The 15,144-nt window shown below is 74.2% G+C and carries 12 protein-coding genes; 8 read left to right on the top strand and 4 right to left on the bottom strand.

Annotated elements, in window-relative coordinates:
- Positions 1–20: 20 nt before the first annotated feature.
- The 3 genes from FB558_RS21225 to FB558_RS21215 are packed head-to-tail and all read right to left on the bottom strand — an operon-like array spanning position 21 to position 2,897.
- Positions 21–1,079 (bottom strand): alcohol dehydrogenase catalytic domain-containing protein, encoded by a 1,059-nt coding sequence (locus tag FB558_RS21225; protein WP_142056075.1) that lies wholly within the window; start codon positions 1,077–1,079, stop codon positions 21–23.
- The gene (locus FB558_RS21220) at positions 1,076–2,347 is read right to left on the bottom strand and encodes an MFS transporter (RefSeq protein ID WP_142056073.1); all 1,272 of its coding nucleotides are present in this window, start codon (positions 2,345–2,347) and stop codon (positions 1,076–1,078) included. The genes FB558_RS21225 and FB558_RS21220 overlap by 4 nt, the downstream gene beginning before the upstream one ends.
- A gap of 1 nt (position 2,348) precedes the next feature.
- The gene (locus FB558_RS21215) at positions 2,349–2,897 is read right to left on the bottom strand and encodes a 2,4'-dihydroxyacetophenone dioxygenase family protein (RefSeq protein ID WP_142056071.1); all 549 of its coding nucleotides are present in this window, start codon (positions 2,895–2,897) and stop codon (positions 2,349–2,351) included.
- Positions 2,898–3,182: 285 nt separating this feature from the next.
- On the opposite strand from FB558_RS21215, the gene FB558_RS21210 reads away from it, so the two are divergent.
- Positions 3,183–4,946, top strand: coding sequence for a dihydroxy-acid dehydratase domain-containing protein (locus FB558_RS21210; RefSeq protein WP_142056069.1), 1,764 nt, complete (start codon positions 3,183–3,185; stop codon positions 4,944–4,946).
- A gap of 26 nt (positions 4,947–4,972) precedes the next feature.
- Here FB558_RS21210 and FB558_RS21205 read toward each other — a convergent pair whose 3' ends face one another.
- Complete coding sequence (locus tag FB558_RS21205) at positions 4,973–5,335, bottom strand: MerR family transcriptional regulator (protein ID WP_211366719.1); 363 nt, start codon at positions 5,333–5,335, stop codon at positions 4,973–4,975.
- 116 nt (positions 5,336–5,451) lie between these two features.
- Here FB558_RS21205 and FB558_RS21200 point away from each other — a divergent pair, with 116 nt between their 5' ends.
- The 7 genes from FB558_RS21200 (at position 5,452) to FB558_RS21170 (ending at position 15,131) form a co-directional block, all read left to right on the top strand.
- Positions 5,452–6,525 carry an alkene reductase gene (locus FB558_RS21200; RefSeq protein ID WP_142056066.1) on the top strand — a complete coding sequence of 358 codons (1,074 nt, stop codon included), beginning with the start codon at positions 5,452–5,454 and terminating at the stop codon, positions 6,523–6,525.
- Positions 6,526–6,551: 26 nt separating this feature from the next.
- Complete coding sequence (locus FB558_RS21195; protein WP_246106643.1) at positions 6,552–8,153, top strand: ABC transporter transmembrane domain-containing protein; 1,602 nt, start codon at positions 6,552–6,554, stop codon at positions 8,151–8,153.
- Positions 8,150–9,964 (top strand): ABC transporter ATP-binding protein, encoded by a 1,815-nt coding sequence (locus FB558_RS21190; RefSeq protein ID WP_142056064.1) that lies wholly within the window; start codon positions 8,150–8,152, stop codon positions 9,962–9,964. The genes FB558_RS21195 and FB558_RS21190 overlap by 4 nt, the downstream gene beginning before the upstream one ends.
- Before the next feature lie 95 nt (positions 9,965–10,059).
- The gene (locus FB558_RS21185) at positions 10,060–10,869 is read left to right on the top strand and encodes a (Fe-S)-binding protein (protein WP_142056062.1); all 810 of its coding nucleotides are present in this window, start codon (positions 10,060–10,062) and stop codon (positions 10,867–10,869) included.
- Entirely contained in the window at positions 10,866–12,365 is a 1,500-nt protein-coding gene (locus tag FB558_RS21180; RefSeq protein ID WP_142056060.1) for a lactate utilization protein B, read from the top strand. The genes FB558_RS21185 and FB558_RS21180 overlap by 4 nt, the downstream gene beginning before the upstream one ends.
- Complete coding sequence (locus tag FB558_RS21175) at positions 12,362–13,036, top strand: LutC/YkgG family protein (protein WP_142056058.1); 675 nt, start codon at positions 12,362–12,364, stop codon at positions 13,034–13,036. The genes FB558_RS21180 and FB558_RS21175 overlap by 4 nt, the downstream gene beginning before the upstream one ends.
- 124 nt (positions 13,037–13,160) lie before the next feature.
- Positions 13,161–15,131 carry a hypothetical protein gene (locus tag FB558_RS21170; RefSeq protein WP_142056056.1) on the top strand — a complete coding sequence of 657 codons (1,971 nt, stop codon included), beginning with the start codon at positions 13,161–13,163 and terminating at the stop codon, positions 15,129–15,131.
- The last annotated feature ends 13 nt before the right edge of the window (positions 15,132–15,144 follow it).

Here is a 15,144-nt window from a genome sequence, read left to right as displayed (position 1 = left end):
GCCCTGCCCGGCAGGCCAGGTCATCCGGCCTCCTTCCCGCACCGGACGAGCGTCTTGACCCCGTCGCTGCCACCGGTCGCCATCGCCCGCAGCGCCGCGGCGGCGTCCTCCAGCGCGACGACGTCGGTGACGAGCGCGGCCAGGTCGAGCCGCCCGGCGGACACGAGGGCGATCAGCTCGTCGTGGCAGTCGCGGTAGCCGACGCTCGTGGTGAGCCGCTGCTCGGCGTTGACCATGTCGAACGCGGGCAGCGTCAACCGGTCGACGAGGCCGAGCAGCAGCAGTTCGCCGCCGGTCCGCAGGCCGGCCAGCGCGGCGTCCACGGTGGCCTGCGCGCCGACGACCTCGAACGCCACGTGCGCGCCGTCGCCGCCGGTGAGCTCCCGGACGACGGCGAGGACGTCCTCGTCCGGCGCCAGGACTGCCGTGGCGCCGAGCCGGGCCGCGAGGTCGCGCCGCGCGGGCACCGGATCGACCCCGACGACGACGGCCGCGCCGGCCTCGCGCAGCAGCGCGCAGACGAGCAGGCCCACCGGCCCGAGCCCCACGACGAGCGCGGCCTGCCCCGCCGCGAACGTCGAGCGGCGGATGCCGTGCAACGCCACCGCGGCGGGCTCCAGCACCGCCGCCGCGGCGAGGTCGAAACCCGCGGGCAGCGCCCGCACCATGTACGCCGGGACGAGCGCGTACTCGGCCAGCCCGCCGTCGCCCATGAGCCCCGCGAAGCCGAACCCGGCGCAGACCTCGTAGCGACCATCCCGGCAGGCGGTGCACCGGCCGCAGCGGTAGTTGGGCTCGACGGCGACGAGCGCACCCACGGCCGGCCCGTCGACGCCTCGCCCGAGCGCCGCGACGGTGCCGGAGAACTCGTGTCCCAGCGTCAGCGGGGCCACCGCCCCGGACAGCGGGTGCGGCGGCCCGACCGGGATCGCGTGCGGGCCGTCCGCCACCTCGTGCAGGTCGCTGCCGCAGATGCCGCAGTAGGCGACGGCCACCAGCACCTCGCCGGGTCCGGGCGGGGGCAGCTCCACGGTCTCGAGCCGGACGTCGCCTGCAGCGTGCCAGCGCACCGCCCTCATCCGGCCGTTCCCCGTCTCCGCGCCGGCGCAGTCTCGACCAGCGCGAGGCTCAGCAGCACCACGACGACCGCCGCGCCCGACGAGATGAGCATCGACGCGTCGAGCCCGAAGGCGTCCGACAGTCGACCGGCCAGCGCCGGTGCGACGAACCCGCCCACGACCTCGCCGACGCCCATGATCAGACCGAGCGCCGTGGCCATGACCGCCCGCGGCACCGTCTCCGCCGGGATGGTGGCCATGAACAGCGTGAAGCAGCCCAGGCCGGTGTAGGTGAGCACGAGCGCGGCGAACAGCAGGCCGGGGGCGTCGATCCCGATGATCGCCAGCGGGGACAGGGCGGCCAGCGCCGAGAACCCGACCATGGCGGGTTTGCGACCGATGCGGTCGGAGATGCCGGGCACGACCGCGCCCCAGAGCACCCAGGCCACCCCGATGCCGCTCAGTACGAAGCCCAGCTGACCGGGGTCGAAGCCCTTCACCTCCGCCAGGTACAGCGGCGTGAACGTCTGGGTCGTGGTGAACCAGGTCAGGTAGAAGATCGCGATCACCAGGCAGACGACGACGTTGCGGCTGCGCAGCGCCGCGCGTGGCCCGCCCGCGCTGGGGACGTCGGGCACGTCGGCGTCCATCGCCACGGTCGCCGGGTGCCGCAGCCGCAGGTCCCGGACCAGCGTGAGCACCAGGGCGGCCATGATCAGCCCCGGCACCACCGTCGCGTAGAACGCGGCGCGCCAGCCGAACGACTCCGCGAGCCACACCGTCACGATCGGCCCGAGGATCCCGCCGAGCAGACCGGCCGACGAGCCTTGCAGCAGCCCCATGTTCAGCCCACGCCGCCGCGGCGTGGACGAGTGCAGCATCATCGGCTGGGCGAGCGGCAGCACCGCCCCCTCGGCCGCGCCCATGAGCGCCCGGAACAGCAGCAGGCTCGCCAGCCCGCCCACGAACCCCGACAGCGCCGAGAACAGCGTGAACGTCACGATCGCCGCGACGAGCAGCGGCTTGCGCCGGTCCAGCCGGTCGGACAGGAAGCCGACGCAGATCCCGGCGACCGCCCAGGTCAGCGCCGGGATGCCGCCGAGCAGGCCGATGTGGGCGTTGGTCAGGCCGAGCTCGTCCTTGAAGAACGGCGTGAGGAAGTTCAGCGCCAGCCGGTCGAAGAAGACGAACCCGAACGTGCTGAACAGCACCGCGAGCAGGACGTTCTCGTAGCGGCCGCCGCGGGCCGGCGGGCGGTAGCCGGCAGGGGCGGAAACCGACTGGTCCATGTCAGCGGATCAGCGTCTCGACGAAGTCCGCGCCGATCCCGACCTTCTCGTAGTGCTCGCGGCACAGCGCGAGGTAGTCGTGCACGTCGAAGTGCCCGGCGCTGTCGCCGTTCTCGTCCAGCCAGATCAGCGGGCCCTTGACCACGAAGAAACAGCGCATCGGCTCGTCGGACTCGTACGCCACGAGCGTGTGCCCCTCCCCCGGCGTCTCGTAGACGAAGGAGCCCTGCGTCGCCGTCCACGGCTGCTCCAGGTACCCCCAGGTGCCGCTGATCGTGTAGGCGAACACCTCGTGCGGGTGGTAGTGCCGGTTCACCAGCCCCGCCGACCTCGCCCACAGGACGTCGGCCCACCGGTTGTCCCGTGGTGAGATCCACAACGGCCGGGAACCGACGGTCTCGGTCAGCGGCACGTAGTACCGCTCGTCGTCGATCGGCGCGGACTGGTGGAAGACCTCGGGCTGCGCGTCGGGCTTCAACGCGTTGGCGATCGGCTTCAGATCGCGCCAGAACTCGGTGCCCGGTTCCTTCGTGCCCGGTTCCTTCGACATGGGCTGCTCCTCTGCGAGTGCGCTGCGCCACGGCGTCGTGGCGTCGCAGGAGAGTCAAGGCGAAGGCGGGCGGCGGGTCTTTCCTGCGTCGGACACGTCCCTTGCCTGTTCCGGACATGTCCGGGCGGTACCCCACCTGGCGGCCGGAGCGGATCCGGCGCGTTGCGGCGGCCATCGGGGCCGGCATCGTCGAGGCCCCGTGGCTCGGGCCCGACTCCTCGCCCGACACCGGGTAGAAGCGGGGGTCGGCGTCCGCCGGTCCCGCTGAACCGGGAGAATGGACCCATGAGTGAGGCGAACGGCCAGGACGTCTGGCAGCCGGGTCAGGACTGCCAGGCCGTGGCCACCGCGAAGGCCCTGGGGCAGGACGTCGACCGGATCCACGGGGCGCCGTGGGGTGTGGTCGGCACGCTGGGCGACAGCATCTGCTACGTGGGCGTGAACGAGAAGGTCGAGGCCGTGCACGCGGCGATGGGGCGCCGGATCTCCGAGCGCGACCTGCCGGTGCGCCTGCTGGCCCCCAACTACTCGGGCGGCATCTCCGACGGCCAGCGCAACGGCACGCCGCAGATGCGGTACTCGCTCATCGGTCGCGAGACCACGAACGACGGCCTTTCCCTGCACTTCGAGGGCAGCGACATCCGCGGCGTGGTCGCCGTCGTCGCGTGCGACAAGCCGCCGGTCGGGGCCACGGCCGCGATCATGGAGCGCAACGTGCCCGCGGTGGTGCTGTCGGACGGCTCGATCCGCCCCGGCACCGACCCGCTCACCGGCGAGACGATCGACCTGGTGAGCTGCTTCCAGGTGGCGGGTGACCCGGACCTGGCGAAGCGCGAGCGCTGGGCGCGCAACGCCTGCCCCGGCTACGGCAGCTGCGGCGGCATCTTCACCTACAACACGATGCAGTCGTTCATCGCCCTGCTGGGGCTCGAGCCGCTGCACATGGTGTCTCCCGCGTCCGAGGACCCGCGGCGCACCGAGGTGTTCCCCGAGCAGGTCGTCGACTGCCTGGAGATCATGACGCAGCGCGGGATCACCCCCCGCGACATCGCCACCCCCACCGCGTTCCGCAACGCCACGATCGTCGCCATCGCGGTGGGCGGCTCGACCAACGTGGTGCTGCACGCGCCGGAGATCGCGCGCGCCGCGGGCATCGACTTCTGGAACCAGGTGATGTCCCAGAAGGAGTTCAACCAGCTCTCCCGCACGGTGCCGGTGCTGGTCAACGCCCGCCCGTTCGGGAAGTACAGCATGGTCGACATCGACGCCGTCGGCGGTCTGCCCGTGATCGTCAAGGAACTGCTGGACGCCGGCGTGCTCGACGGCTCGCCGATGACGTGCACGGGCGAGACGCTGGCCGAGCAGGTCGCCCGGATCGACCCGCCCGCGCCCGACGGCGAGATCGTCCACCCGGTGTCGACGCCGTTCAAGCCGACCGGCGGGCTGCGCCTGCTGTCGGGGAACGTGGCGCCCGAGGGCGGCGCGGTGATCAAGCTGGCCGGTGTGGAGACCGGGATCGTCGACAACCGGTTCGTCGGCCGGGCGCGGGTGTTCGACAGCGAGCAGGACCTGCTGCGCGCCCTCATCGAGACCCCGGACGTGTTCGCCGACCAGGACATGGTCGTGATCCGCTACGAGGGGCCGCGCGGCGCGCCGGGCATGCCGGAGATGCTCGACCCGACGTCCCGGATCACCGCGCTGTGCCGGCAGAAGGGCATCTCGATCGCCCTGATGACCGACGCCCGCTTCTCCGGCGGCTCGGTCGGCCTGGTGATCGGCCACGTCGGCCCGGAGGCCGCGCTGGGCGGCCCGATCGCGCTGATCGAGGACGGCGACACGATCGTCATCGACCTCGACGACGACACCCTCGACTGCGTCGAGCTCGGCGACGCCGCCACGTTCGAGGCGCGCGCGGCCGCGTGGCGGGAGGCGGCGGCCGCGAACGGCGGCCAGCACCCGCTGGTGCGGCCGGTGACGTCGCGGCTGCTGCGCCGCATGCGCGCGGTCGCGGCCACGGCCATCGCGGGCGGGGGCATGACGACCCCGTGACGGCCTGAGCCGGCTCGACACCTCGGTCAGGCCAGCGCAGCCCGGTGGTTGCGGTTGGCCGCGATCAGCTCGTCGAGCGCGTCGCGGGTGCGGGCCAGGTCCTCGATGTGGGCCGTGAGGTGGTCGCGCTCCTGCACCATCCGGTCGAAGGCGGCGTCGGTGGTGTCCGTGCTGGGAGCGTCGACGCAGGGCAGGAGCTCGGCGATGGTGCGACTGGACAGCCCGGCCGCGTAGAGGCGCTGCAGGAACCGCACGCGTTCCACCGCGTCCTCGGAGTAGTGGCGTTGCCCGCTCGGGCTGCGGGAGCTGGTGAGCAGCGCCTGTTCCTCGTAGTAGCGCAGCGACCGCACGCTCACCCCGGCCCGGTCCGCGAGCTCTCCGATCCGCACCGGCGGACTCCTCCCGTGATCTGCGGCATACGACATTGCCTCTGACGTCGGTGTGAGGTTTTAGCGTAGCGGAGCACCCGGGGGTTCGGGTGCGCACACCGAGGAGGAGCAGTCCCGTGACCACCCTGTTCGACCGCTACCAGCTCGCCGACATGGCGCTGCCCAACCGGGTGGTGATGGCCCCGATGAGCCGGGTCCGCGCCACTGCCGACGGCCGGGCGACGTCGTCGATGGCGACCTACTACGCGCAGCGCGCCAGCGCCGGTCTCATCGTCTCCGAGGGCGTGCAGCCCAACCGGGTCGGCCAGTCCAACCCCGGTACCCCGGGGCTCGTGAACGCGGAGCAGGCCGCCGCGTGGCGCCCGGTCACCGACGCCGTGCACGTCAACGGTGGCCGGATCGTCGCCCAGCTGATGCACGGCGGCCGGGTGTCGCACCCCGACACCACCGGCCTGCAGCCCGTCGGGCCGTCGGCCGTCGCGGCGGTCGGCGAGGTGTTCACCCCGACCGGCCCGCAGCCGGCGCCGGTCCCGCGCGCCCTGGACACCGCCGAAGTGCCCGAGCAGGCCCGTTCCTTCGCCTCCGCGGCCCGCCACGCGGTCGAGGCGGGCTTCGACGGGGTCGAGCTCCACGGCGCGAACGGCTACCTGATCGCGCAGTTCCTGTCCTCCAACGCCAACCTGCGCGCCGACCGGTACGGCGGAGGAATCGGGAACCGCATCCGGTTCGCCGTCGAGGCCGTCGAGGCCACGGTCGACGCCGTCGGCGCCCGGCGTACCGGTATCCGGCTCTCGCCGGGCGCCGGGCTGTGGGGAGCCGTTGACACCGAGGTGCCCGAGCTCTACACCGCCCTGCTGACCGAGCTCGCCCGCTTCGACCTGGCCTACGTCCACCTCGAGGCGACCACCGACGAGGACACGCTCGTCGGCCTGCGCAAGGTCTGGGACGGCACGCTGATCGTCAACCCCGCGTTCCCGATGGGGACCGACCGCACCGACCGCACGTCCGCCGACCGCTGGCTCGGCCTCGGCGCCGACCTGATCAGCTTCGGCCGGGCCTTCATCAGCAACCCGGACCTGGTGGAGCGGCTCCGCGCGGACCTGCCGATCGCCGCGGACGACCAGGCGAGGTGGTACCAGGGCGGCGACGCCGGCTACCTCGACTACCCGGCCTACCGGCACGCCGCCTGACGGGCAGGTGAGGGTAGCCTCACCGGGTGCCGGAAGTGCTCGCTGGTCGTGCGGTGGTGGCGGGCTCCTTCCGCGACCAGCGTCGTGCGATCGCTGCCGCAACCCTGTTGCTCTGCGGCCACCAGGTGGGCGAGGCGCTGGTCCCCGTCCTGGTGGGGGTCGTGATCGACCGCGCCGTGGGCACCGGCGACGTCGGCGCGCTCGTGCTGTGGCTCGCGGTGCTCGCCGTGGACTTCGCGTTCCTGTCGACCTGCTACCGGTTCGGGGCGCGCTACGCCTGGCTCGCCGACGTGCGGACCGACCAGCGGTTGCGCCACCTGGTGGCCGACCGGGTGCTCGATCCCACCGGTGGGGCCGACAACGGGCGGCTCCCGGGCGAGCTCACCGCCGTCGCCGTGGCCGACGCGAAGCGGGTGGGGGTCTCCCTGTTCGCCCTCCCGATGGGTCTCGCGGCGGTCGCGGCGCTGGTCGTCGCGGCGATCTCGCTGCTGCGGACGTCGGTGCCGCTCGGGCTGCTGGTCCTGCTGGGCACCCCGCCGCTGCTCTACCTCGTGCACCTGCTGGGCCGGCCCCTCGAGCGGCGCAGCGCCCCGGAGCAGGAACGGGCGGCCCGCGCCTCCGGGGTGGCCGCCGACCTCGTCGCCGGCATCCGCGTGCTGAAGGGGATCGGCGCCGAACCGGCCGCCGTCTCCCGCTACGCCACCACCAGCCAGGACGCGTTGGCGGCCACCCTCCGGGCCACCGGCGCGCAGGCGCAGTACTCCGGAGCGGTGCTGATCGCCAACGGGCTGTTCCTCGCGCTGGTGGCGCTGGTCGGCGGCCGGCTCGCCGCGGACGGTGCGATCTCGATCGGCGGCCTGGTCGCCGCCGTCGGGCTCGCGCAGTTCCTGCTCGGCCCGCTGCAGGTGTTCGGCCGCGTCAGCGCGCGGTTCGCGCAGGCCAGGGCATCGGCGACCCGGATCGCCGAGTTGCTGTCCGCTCCCGCCGCGGTGCACGGCGGCGGCGGTGAGCTGCCGGACGGGCCAGGGCGGCTGACGGTCCGGGGGCTGCACTGCGGGCCGCTCCACGGGGTCGACCTGGACGTCGCGCCCGGTGAGCTGCTCGGGGTGCGGTCGCGCGATCCGGCGGCGGCGACCACCCTGCTCGCGTGCCTCGGCAGGCAGGTCGAGCCCGCGTCCGGGTCGATCGAGCTCGACGGCGTGGACCTCGCCGCCGCCGAACTCGGCGCGGCACGGGCACGGGTGCTGGTCGCGACGCACGACGCCCGGCTGTTCGCCGGCACCGTGCGCGAGAACGTCGCCGCCGGTGGGCAACGGGTCGAGCAGGCGATGCGGGCCGCTCGCGCCGACCAGGTCAGCGACGTGCTCCCGGACGGCGACGCCACCCAGGTCGCCGAGCACGGCAGCGCCCTGTCCGGTGGGCAACGGCAACGCATCGCGCTGGCCCGCGCACTGGCCGCGGACGCCATCGTCCTCGTGCTGCACGACCCGACCACCGCGGTCGACGCCGTCACGGAGGCCGAGATCGCAGCCGGCCTGCGGCGCATGCGGGACGGCCGCACGACGATCGTGGTGACCTCGAGCCCCGCGCTGCTCGGTGCCGCGGACCGGGTGGTGGAGCTGGCGTGAACGAGCGGACGCTCCTGCCGGTCACCTCCGGCGCCCGGGTGCTCGCCGTGCTCGGCGAGCTGCTGCACCCGCACCGGGCACGGGCGCTCGCCGCGCTGGTGGCGCTGGTCGCCGCGGCGGCGAGCGCGCTGCTCACCGCGCCGCTGCTCGGCCGGGTCGTCGACATCGCGGCCACCGGGCAGGGCGCGGACGCGGTCACGGGCCCGGTGCTCGCGCTGGTGGCCGTCGCGGTGGTCGAGGGCGCGCTGGCCGTGGTCGGGGTGGGCCTGGTGGCACGGGTGGGCGAGGGCATGCTCGCCGCGCTGCGCGAGCGGTTCGTCGACCGCGCGCTGCGGCTGCCTCTGGAGCAGATCGAAGCCGCCGGCTCGGGCGACCTGACATCGCGGGTGAGCACCGACATCGCCCTGGTCGGCGACGCGGTGCGCCACGCGGTGCCCGACTTCGCCCGCGCCGCCCTGATGATCCTGCTGACGCTGGTCGGCCTCGCCGTGCTCGACTGGCGGTTCCTGCTCGCGGCCCTGCTCGCGGTGCCGATCCAGGCCGCGACGGCGCGCTGGTTCCTGCGCCGGTCGGGCCCGTTCTACGCCGCGCAGCGCCGCGCAGGCGGCGCCCAGCAGCAGCAGCTGCTCGAGACCGTGGGCGGCGTCGAGACCGTGCGGGCGTTCGGGCTCGCCGCGCAGCACACCCGGCTGGTCCGCGCCCGCTCCGCCGAGGTGGTGCACCTTGCGATGGAGGTGGTGCGCTTCCAGACCCGGTTCTTCGGGCGGCTCAACGGCGCCGAGCTGGTCGGGGCCGCCGCCGTGCTGACGACGGGCTTCCTGCTGGTGCGCGGCGGCACGGCCACGATCGGCACCGCCACGGCGGCCGCGCTGTACTTCATCAACCTGTTCACGCCCGTCAACCAGGTGCTGTTCCTGCTGGACACCGTGCAGTCGGCGGGTGCCGGCCTCGCCCGGATCGTCGGCGTCGCCGACCTCCCGCAGGCACCGGCGCCGGCGCGTGCCGCGCGCCCGGCCGACACCGGGATCACGGTCAAGGGCGTGTCCTTCGGCTACGTCGACGGGCACCTCGTGCTCGACGACGTCGACCTCGAGGTCGACCCCGGCACCACGGTCGCGCTGGTGGGCTCGAGCGGTGCGGGCAAGACGACGCTGGCGAAGCTGGTGGCCGGCGTGCACGCGCCCCGTGCCGGAACCGTGCGGATCGGGGACGCGCCCCTGCCCGAGCTCGGGGCCGACGGCATCCGCGAGACCGTCGCGCTGATCACCCAGGAGGTCCACGTCTTCGCCGGGCCGCTCGCCGACGACCTGCGGCTCGCCCGCCCGGACGCCACCGACGACGACCTGCGCGCCGCCCTCGACGCCGTCGGTGCGCTCGGCTGGGCCGAGGGACTCCCGTCCGGCCTGTCGACGGTGGTGGGGGCCGGCGGCACCGGCCTCACCGTCGAGCAGGCCCAGCAGCTCGCGTTGGCGCGGCTCGTGCTGGCCGACCGGCCGGTGGCGGTGCTGGACGAGGCCACCGCGGAGGCGGGCAGCTCCGGCGCGCGGCAGCTCGAACGGGCCGCCGCCGTCGCGCTCGAGGGCCGGACCGGGCTGGTGATCGCGCACCGGCTCACGCAGGCGGCCGCCGCGGACCTGGTCGTCGTCCTCGAGGCGGGCCGGGTGGTCGAGCGGGGCACCCACGACGAGCTCGTCGCGGCCGGTGGCCGGTACGCGCACCTGTGGGCGGCCTGGTCGCAGGACGCGACGCGGGCGGCTGCGGGGACGCCGACGGCTGCGGGCCGGTCCCCCGCTCCTCCTCAGGACGGATGACCAGCTCGCGGACCTCCTGCGTCCCGCGTCCTGATCGATGGCTACCGTGGTCGGACCGAGCTCCTCCACCCACCACAGCTCGTCGCGGAGGCGGCATGACGCGGGTCGGTCTGATGATCACGTGCATCAACGACGCCCTGTTCCCGGACACCGGCAAGGCCGTCGTCACCGTGCTGCGCAGGCTCGGGGTGGACGTCGAGTTCCCGGCCGCGCAGACCTGCTGCGGGCAGCCGATGGTGAACACCGGCTACCTGGACGAGGCGGTCCCGCTGGTGCGCAACCACCTCGACGCGTTCGCCGGGTGCGAGGCGATCATCGCCCCGTCCGGGTCCTGCGCGGGCTCGGTGCGCCACCAGCACGGCCTGGTCGCGCAGCGCTCCGGCGACCCGGGCCTGGTCCGCGCGGTGGCCGCGGCACCGCCGGTGTACGAGCTCTCCGAGTACCTGGTCGACGTGCTCGAGACGGTGGACGTCGGCGCGTACTTCCCGCACCGGGTCACCTACCACCCGACCTGCCACTCGCTGCGGATGCTCGGCGTCGGCGACCGGCCGACCCGGCTCCTGCGCGCGGTCCGCGGGCTGACGCTTGCCGAGCTGCCCGGTGCCGCGGAGTGCTGCGGGTTCGGCGGCACGTTCGCGATGAAGAACGCCGAGACCTCGATCGCGATGGGCAACGACAAGGCCCGCCACGTCCGGGAGACCGGGGCCGAGGTGCTCGTCGCCGGGGACAACTCCTGCCTGATGCACGTCGGCGGGCTGCTGTCCCGGCAGCGGTCGGGCGTGCGGGTGATGCACCTGGCCGAGGTGCTGGCCCAGACGGAGCCGGTGATCTCCTCGGCGGGCCGGGCGGCGGACGAGCGGAGCCCGGGGACCGACCTGCCGCAGGGGCGGGAGGTGGCGAGGTGAGTGGCACCTTCCTCGGCACGCCCGCGTTCCCCACCGCGGCGAAGGCCGCGCTGGAGGACTCCCAGCTGCGCCGGAACCTGGCGCACGCCACCGGCACGATCCGCACCAAGCGGGCGAGGGTGGTCGGCGAGGTCGACGAGTGGGAGCAGCTGCGGCTGGCGGGCGAGGCGATCAAGAACCGGGTGCTGCGGCACCTGCCGGACTACCTCGAGCAGCTGGAGCGCTCGCTGACCGCGGCGGGCGCGACCGTGCACTGGGCCCGCGACGCCGCCGAGGCCAACGCGATCGTCGTCGACATCGCCCGCAGGCACGGCGCGGACGAGGTCGTCAAGGTCAAGTCGATGGCCACCCAGGAGATCGACCTGAACGGCGCGCTGGAGGCCGCGGGGATCCGCGCGTGGGAGACGGACCTGGCCGAGCTGATCGTCCAGCTCGGCGACGACCTGCCCAGCCACATCCTGGTCCCCGCGATCCACCGCAACCGCGCGGAGATCCGGGAGATCTTCCTGCGCGAGATGGGCCGGGCCGGCCGGCCGGCACCCGCGGACCTGACCGACGAGCCCGCCCGGCTGGCGGCGGCGGCACGAGCCCACCTCCGGGAGAAGTTCCTGCGGGCGCGGGTGGCCGTGTCCGGGGCGAACTTCGCCGTCGCCGAGACCGGCACGCTGGCCGTGGTCGAGTCCGAGGGCAACGGCCGGATGTGCCTGACCCTGCCGGAGGTGCTGGTGTCGGTGGTCGGCATCGAGAAGGTGCTGGCGACCCACCAGGACCTGGACGTGATGCTGCAGCTGCTCCCGCGCTCGTCCACCGGTGAGCGGATGAACCCCTACACCTCCACCTGGACCGGCGTCACGCCCGGGGACGGGCCGCAGGAGGTGCACGTGGTGCTGCTGGACAACGGCCGCACCGACGTGCTGGCCGATCCGACCGGGCGGCAGGCGCTGCGCTGCATCCGCTGCTCGGCCTGCCTGAACGTCTGCCCCGTCTACGAGCGCACCGGCGGGCACGCGTACGGCTCGGTCTACCCGGGCCCGATCGGTGCGATCCTCACCCCGCTGCTGCGCGGGGTCGGCAACGACGCGCAGACCGACTCGCTGCCCTACGCCTCCAGCCTGTGCGGCGCGTGCTTCGAGGTCTGCCCGGTGCGCATCGACATCCCCGAGGTGCTCGTGCACCTGCGCGCCCAGGTCGTGGACGCGCACAAGCGGGCCTCGCGGGTGCCGTCGGTGCAGGACATGGCGATGAAGGCGGCGTCGTGGGCGTTCTCGACACCGTCGCGCACCGCCGCCGCGGAACGGGCCGCCGGGCTGGGCGGGCGGCTCGCGGCGAAGCTGGGACGCACCGCACCCGGCGGCCGTTCGGTGCTGGGTGCGGTCCCCGGACCGGCGGGAGCCTGGTCGGACTCCCGCGACGTGCCGGTCCCGGCCCGCGAGTCGTTCCGGCAGTGGTGGGCGCGCACCGACGGCGGTCGCAGCGAGGAGGAGCAGTCGCGGTGAACGCGCGCGAGGCGATCCTCGGCCGGGCCCGGCGGGCACTGGCCGACGTACCCGACGTCGACCCCGCCGTCGACGTCCCCGTGGTCCGGCCCGAACCGGCCCGGGACCGCACCCACGAGCAGGTCGTGGACCTGTTCGCCGAGCAGGTGGCGGACTACCGCGCGGTCGTCGAGCGGGCCACCACCGCCACCGCCCCCGGCCTCGTCGCCGCCGCGCTGCGCGGCCGCACCCCGCTGTCGGCGAGCGGCCCGTTGCGCGTCCTCGTGCCTCCCGGCTTCCCGGACGCGCTGGTCCCGGACGGGATCGAGGTGGTGCGCGACGGCCCGGACGTCGCGGTGGCCGAGCTGGACCGCTGCGACGGGGTGCTGACCACCGCAGCGCTCGGCATCGCCGAGACCGGGACGATCGTGCTCGACCACGGCGACGGTCAGGGCCGCCGCGCGGCGACGCTCGTCCCGGACCTGCACGTCTGCGTGGTGCGGACCGACCAGATCGTGCCCGGGGTGCCGGACGCGGTGGCCGCGCTCGACCCGCGCCGACCGAGCACCTGGATCAGCGGACCGAGCGCGACCAGCGACATCGAGCTGGACCGCGTCGAGGGTGTGCACGGCCCGCGCACCCTGCATGTCCTCGTCGTCGCCGCGGACGCCGCCGGGCCCTCGGACGGCTGATCGCCACAGAGGGCCGGCAGGGCCGGCACGTCTCGATCATGTATCGGATACTCCCCGTTGGAGTGGCGCGGTCGCTCTGCGTGCGTATTCTCGACGCTTCTTCGCCGATCATGTGCGCACGGGGGTGACGGTGTTCGACGCGTCGACGACTCTGACCCGCCTCGTCGCAGAGTTCGCCGCACGTGACCGTCCCGACCGCGACCCCGACGACCTGCCGGTCATCGTGCTGTGGGGAGCGCGCGGCTCGGAGTCGTCCGCCCTCCTGACCGACCTGCTCAGGCTGCGGACGTGGAACGCGCCGCGGGCGCACCTGGACGGCGAGCAGCTGCCGACCGACCTGCGACCGCACCTCGTGGCGAACCGGTTGGCGTTCCAGCTCGGCCGGCAGGTCGAACGTTTCGGCCGGGCCCGGTTCCCACGCTTCTTCCTCGGCGCGCAGGCGGTGCGCGCGCCGCTCGACCCCGACGTGGCCTCGGCCTCCCAGGTGCGGAAGGAGCTGATCCGGCGGCAGCTGCGCAACCGGCCCGAGGGACGGCAGTGGTTGCGGGAGTCGGCCCAGGCGCTCGCGGCCCTCGCGGGCCTGGGCGACAACTGGAACAACGCGGCCGGACTGATCGTGGACGGCGCGCTCGAGGCCGCGCGCACGGCCGCCCTGCTGCGCGGCGCCGGCGTCCAGTGGTACCGCGACGGGCTCGGCCACCACTCCCCCGATCCGGTGGACGCCCTCGTCGAGCTGTCGGTCGCGGAGTTCCTCGGCAACCGCGCCCTCGTCGACGAGGTCCTCTGCCGGGCCTTCGTGGCCGACCTCCGTGGCGAGTACGAGAGCGGGGCCGGCATGTTCTTCGTCCGGCGGACGAGCGCCCTCGTCCTGCTGGACAACGTGGCCATGCCCCCGACGAGCCGCTTCGTCGACCTGCTCACGGCGCAGGCGGGAACCTCCGGTCCACTGGTCGTGGTGGCGTCCTCCCACCTGCGGTTCCCCGAGGCCGCCGCCCAGGACACGGCGGGCTGGCAGCCGGACGACCTCCCGGACGCCTCGCCGGAGCGGTGGTCCGCGCAACGGCCCGGACGCGGCGGGAGCCGGTACTACCCGGTGTGGGTCGACCCCGTCGACGACGTGCCCGCGACGACCGAGCCCGCGGGCGCCGACGTGCAGGCGATCGCGCACGGCCGCGGGCTGCGTCCTGCGCAGCACCCGTCGGTCGCGTTCGCCCGCCGGCTGACCGCGGCCCACCCGGCCGGGCTGGACATGGTCTTCAGCGCCCTCGAGGGCATCGGCGGCGTGCCGGGCCACGGCAGCGTCCCCGCGCGGTACGACCTGCGCGGCCTGTTCGGCCTGGAGGAGAGGCGCTCCGGGAAGCGGCTCGACGACACGGTCTTCGACCTCGTCCTCGGCTCCCGGACCGAGACGATGCGGCGGGCCCTGATGCTGATGGGGATCGCGGTCGACCTGTCCGACCTGCGCTTCGACCCGATCCTCGACACCGAGGACGAGCAGATCGGCCTGCTGGTCACCGAGTTCCGGGAACGCGACCTGTGGGTGACCCACCACGTGACCGAGGACGGGCCCGAACCACCGCGGATGCACCCCTTCGCCCGCCGGGCCATCGCGCACCGGCTGGGTCGTGACGACGGCGTGTCCGGGGTGGAGTGGGAGACCGCCCACACGGTCCTGCGCACGGCTGCCACAGCGCGCGCCGACCGCGTCGGCGAGCTGTACCACGACCTCGCGCTGGGCCGGATCGGCGAGGTGGCGTGGGAGCTCAGCGAGCTGTTCGACCCGGAGAACCCCCGTGACTGGTACGCGCTGCTGCGGCAGGTCGCCCGGGCGCCGCTCGCCCGGCCCGCGCGGTACGACGACGCGGTCGCGCACTTCGGGCAGCTGTGCGCCGGGATCGACTCGCAGACGACGGTCAGCGCCGACCTGGTGGCCGCCCTGCAGCTGCACACCGATCCGCTCGCCGACCCGTTCCACGACACGTGCGGGATCGTCGGCCACGAGCTGGGCAGGCTCTCGGGCGAGGCGGTCACCGGCAAGGCGTTCCTGCTGAAGGCGAAGAGCGAGTTCGACAGCTGCTGGAAGCGCTGGCACTGACGCTGAGGGGGAA

Source organism: Pseudonocardia kunmingensis, assembly GCF_006716445.1.
GTDB classification, from domain to species: domain Bacteria; phylum Actinomycetota; class Actinomycetes; order Mycobacteriales; family Pseudonocardiaceae; genus Pseudonocardia; species Pseudonocardia kunmingensis.
Note: the sequence above shows the minus strand (reverse complement) of the source record. Positions and strands in the feature narration are given on the sequence as shown.

Bases quoted from the DNA above. Each gene is read 5' to 3' on its own strand.
- FB558_RS21225 (WP_142056075.1), bottom strand. From the start codon at position 1,079: ATGAGGGCGGTGCGCTGGCACGCTGCAGGCGACGTCCGGCTCGAGACC.
- FB558_RS21220 (WP_142056073.1), bottom strand. From the start codon at position 2,347: ATGGACCAGTCGGTTTCCGCCCCTGCCGGCTACCGCCCGCCGGCCCGC.
- FB558_RS21215 (WP_142056071.1), bottom strand. From the start codon at position 2,897: ATGTCGAAGGAACCGGGCACGAAGGAACCGGGCACCGAGTTCTGGCGC.
- FB558_RS21210 (WP_142056069.1), top strand. From the start codon at position 3,183: ATGAGTGAGGCGAACGGCCAGGACGTCTGGCAGCCGGGTCAGGACTGC.
- FB558_RS21185 (WP_142056062.1), top strand. From the start codon at position 10,060: ATGACGCGGGTCGGTCTGATGATCACGTGCATCAACGACGCCCTGTTC.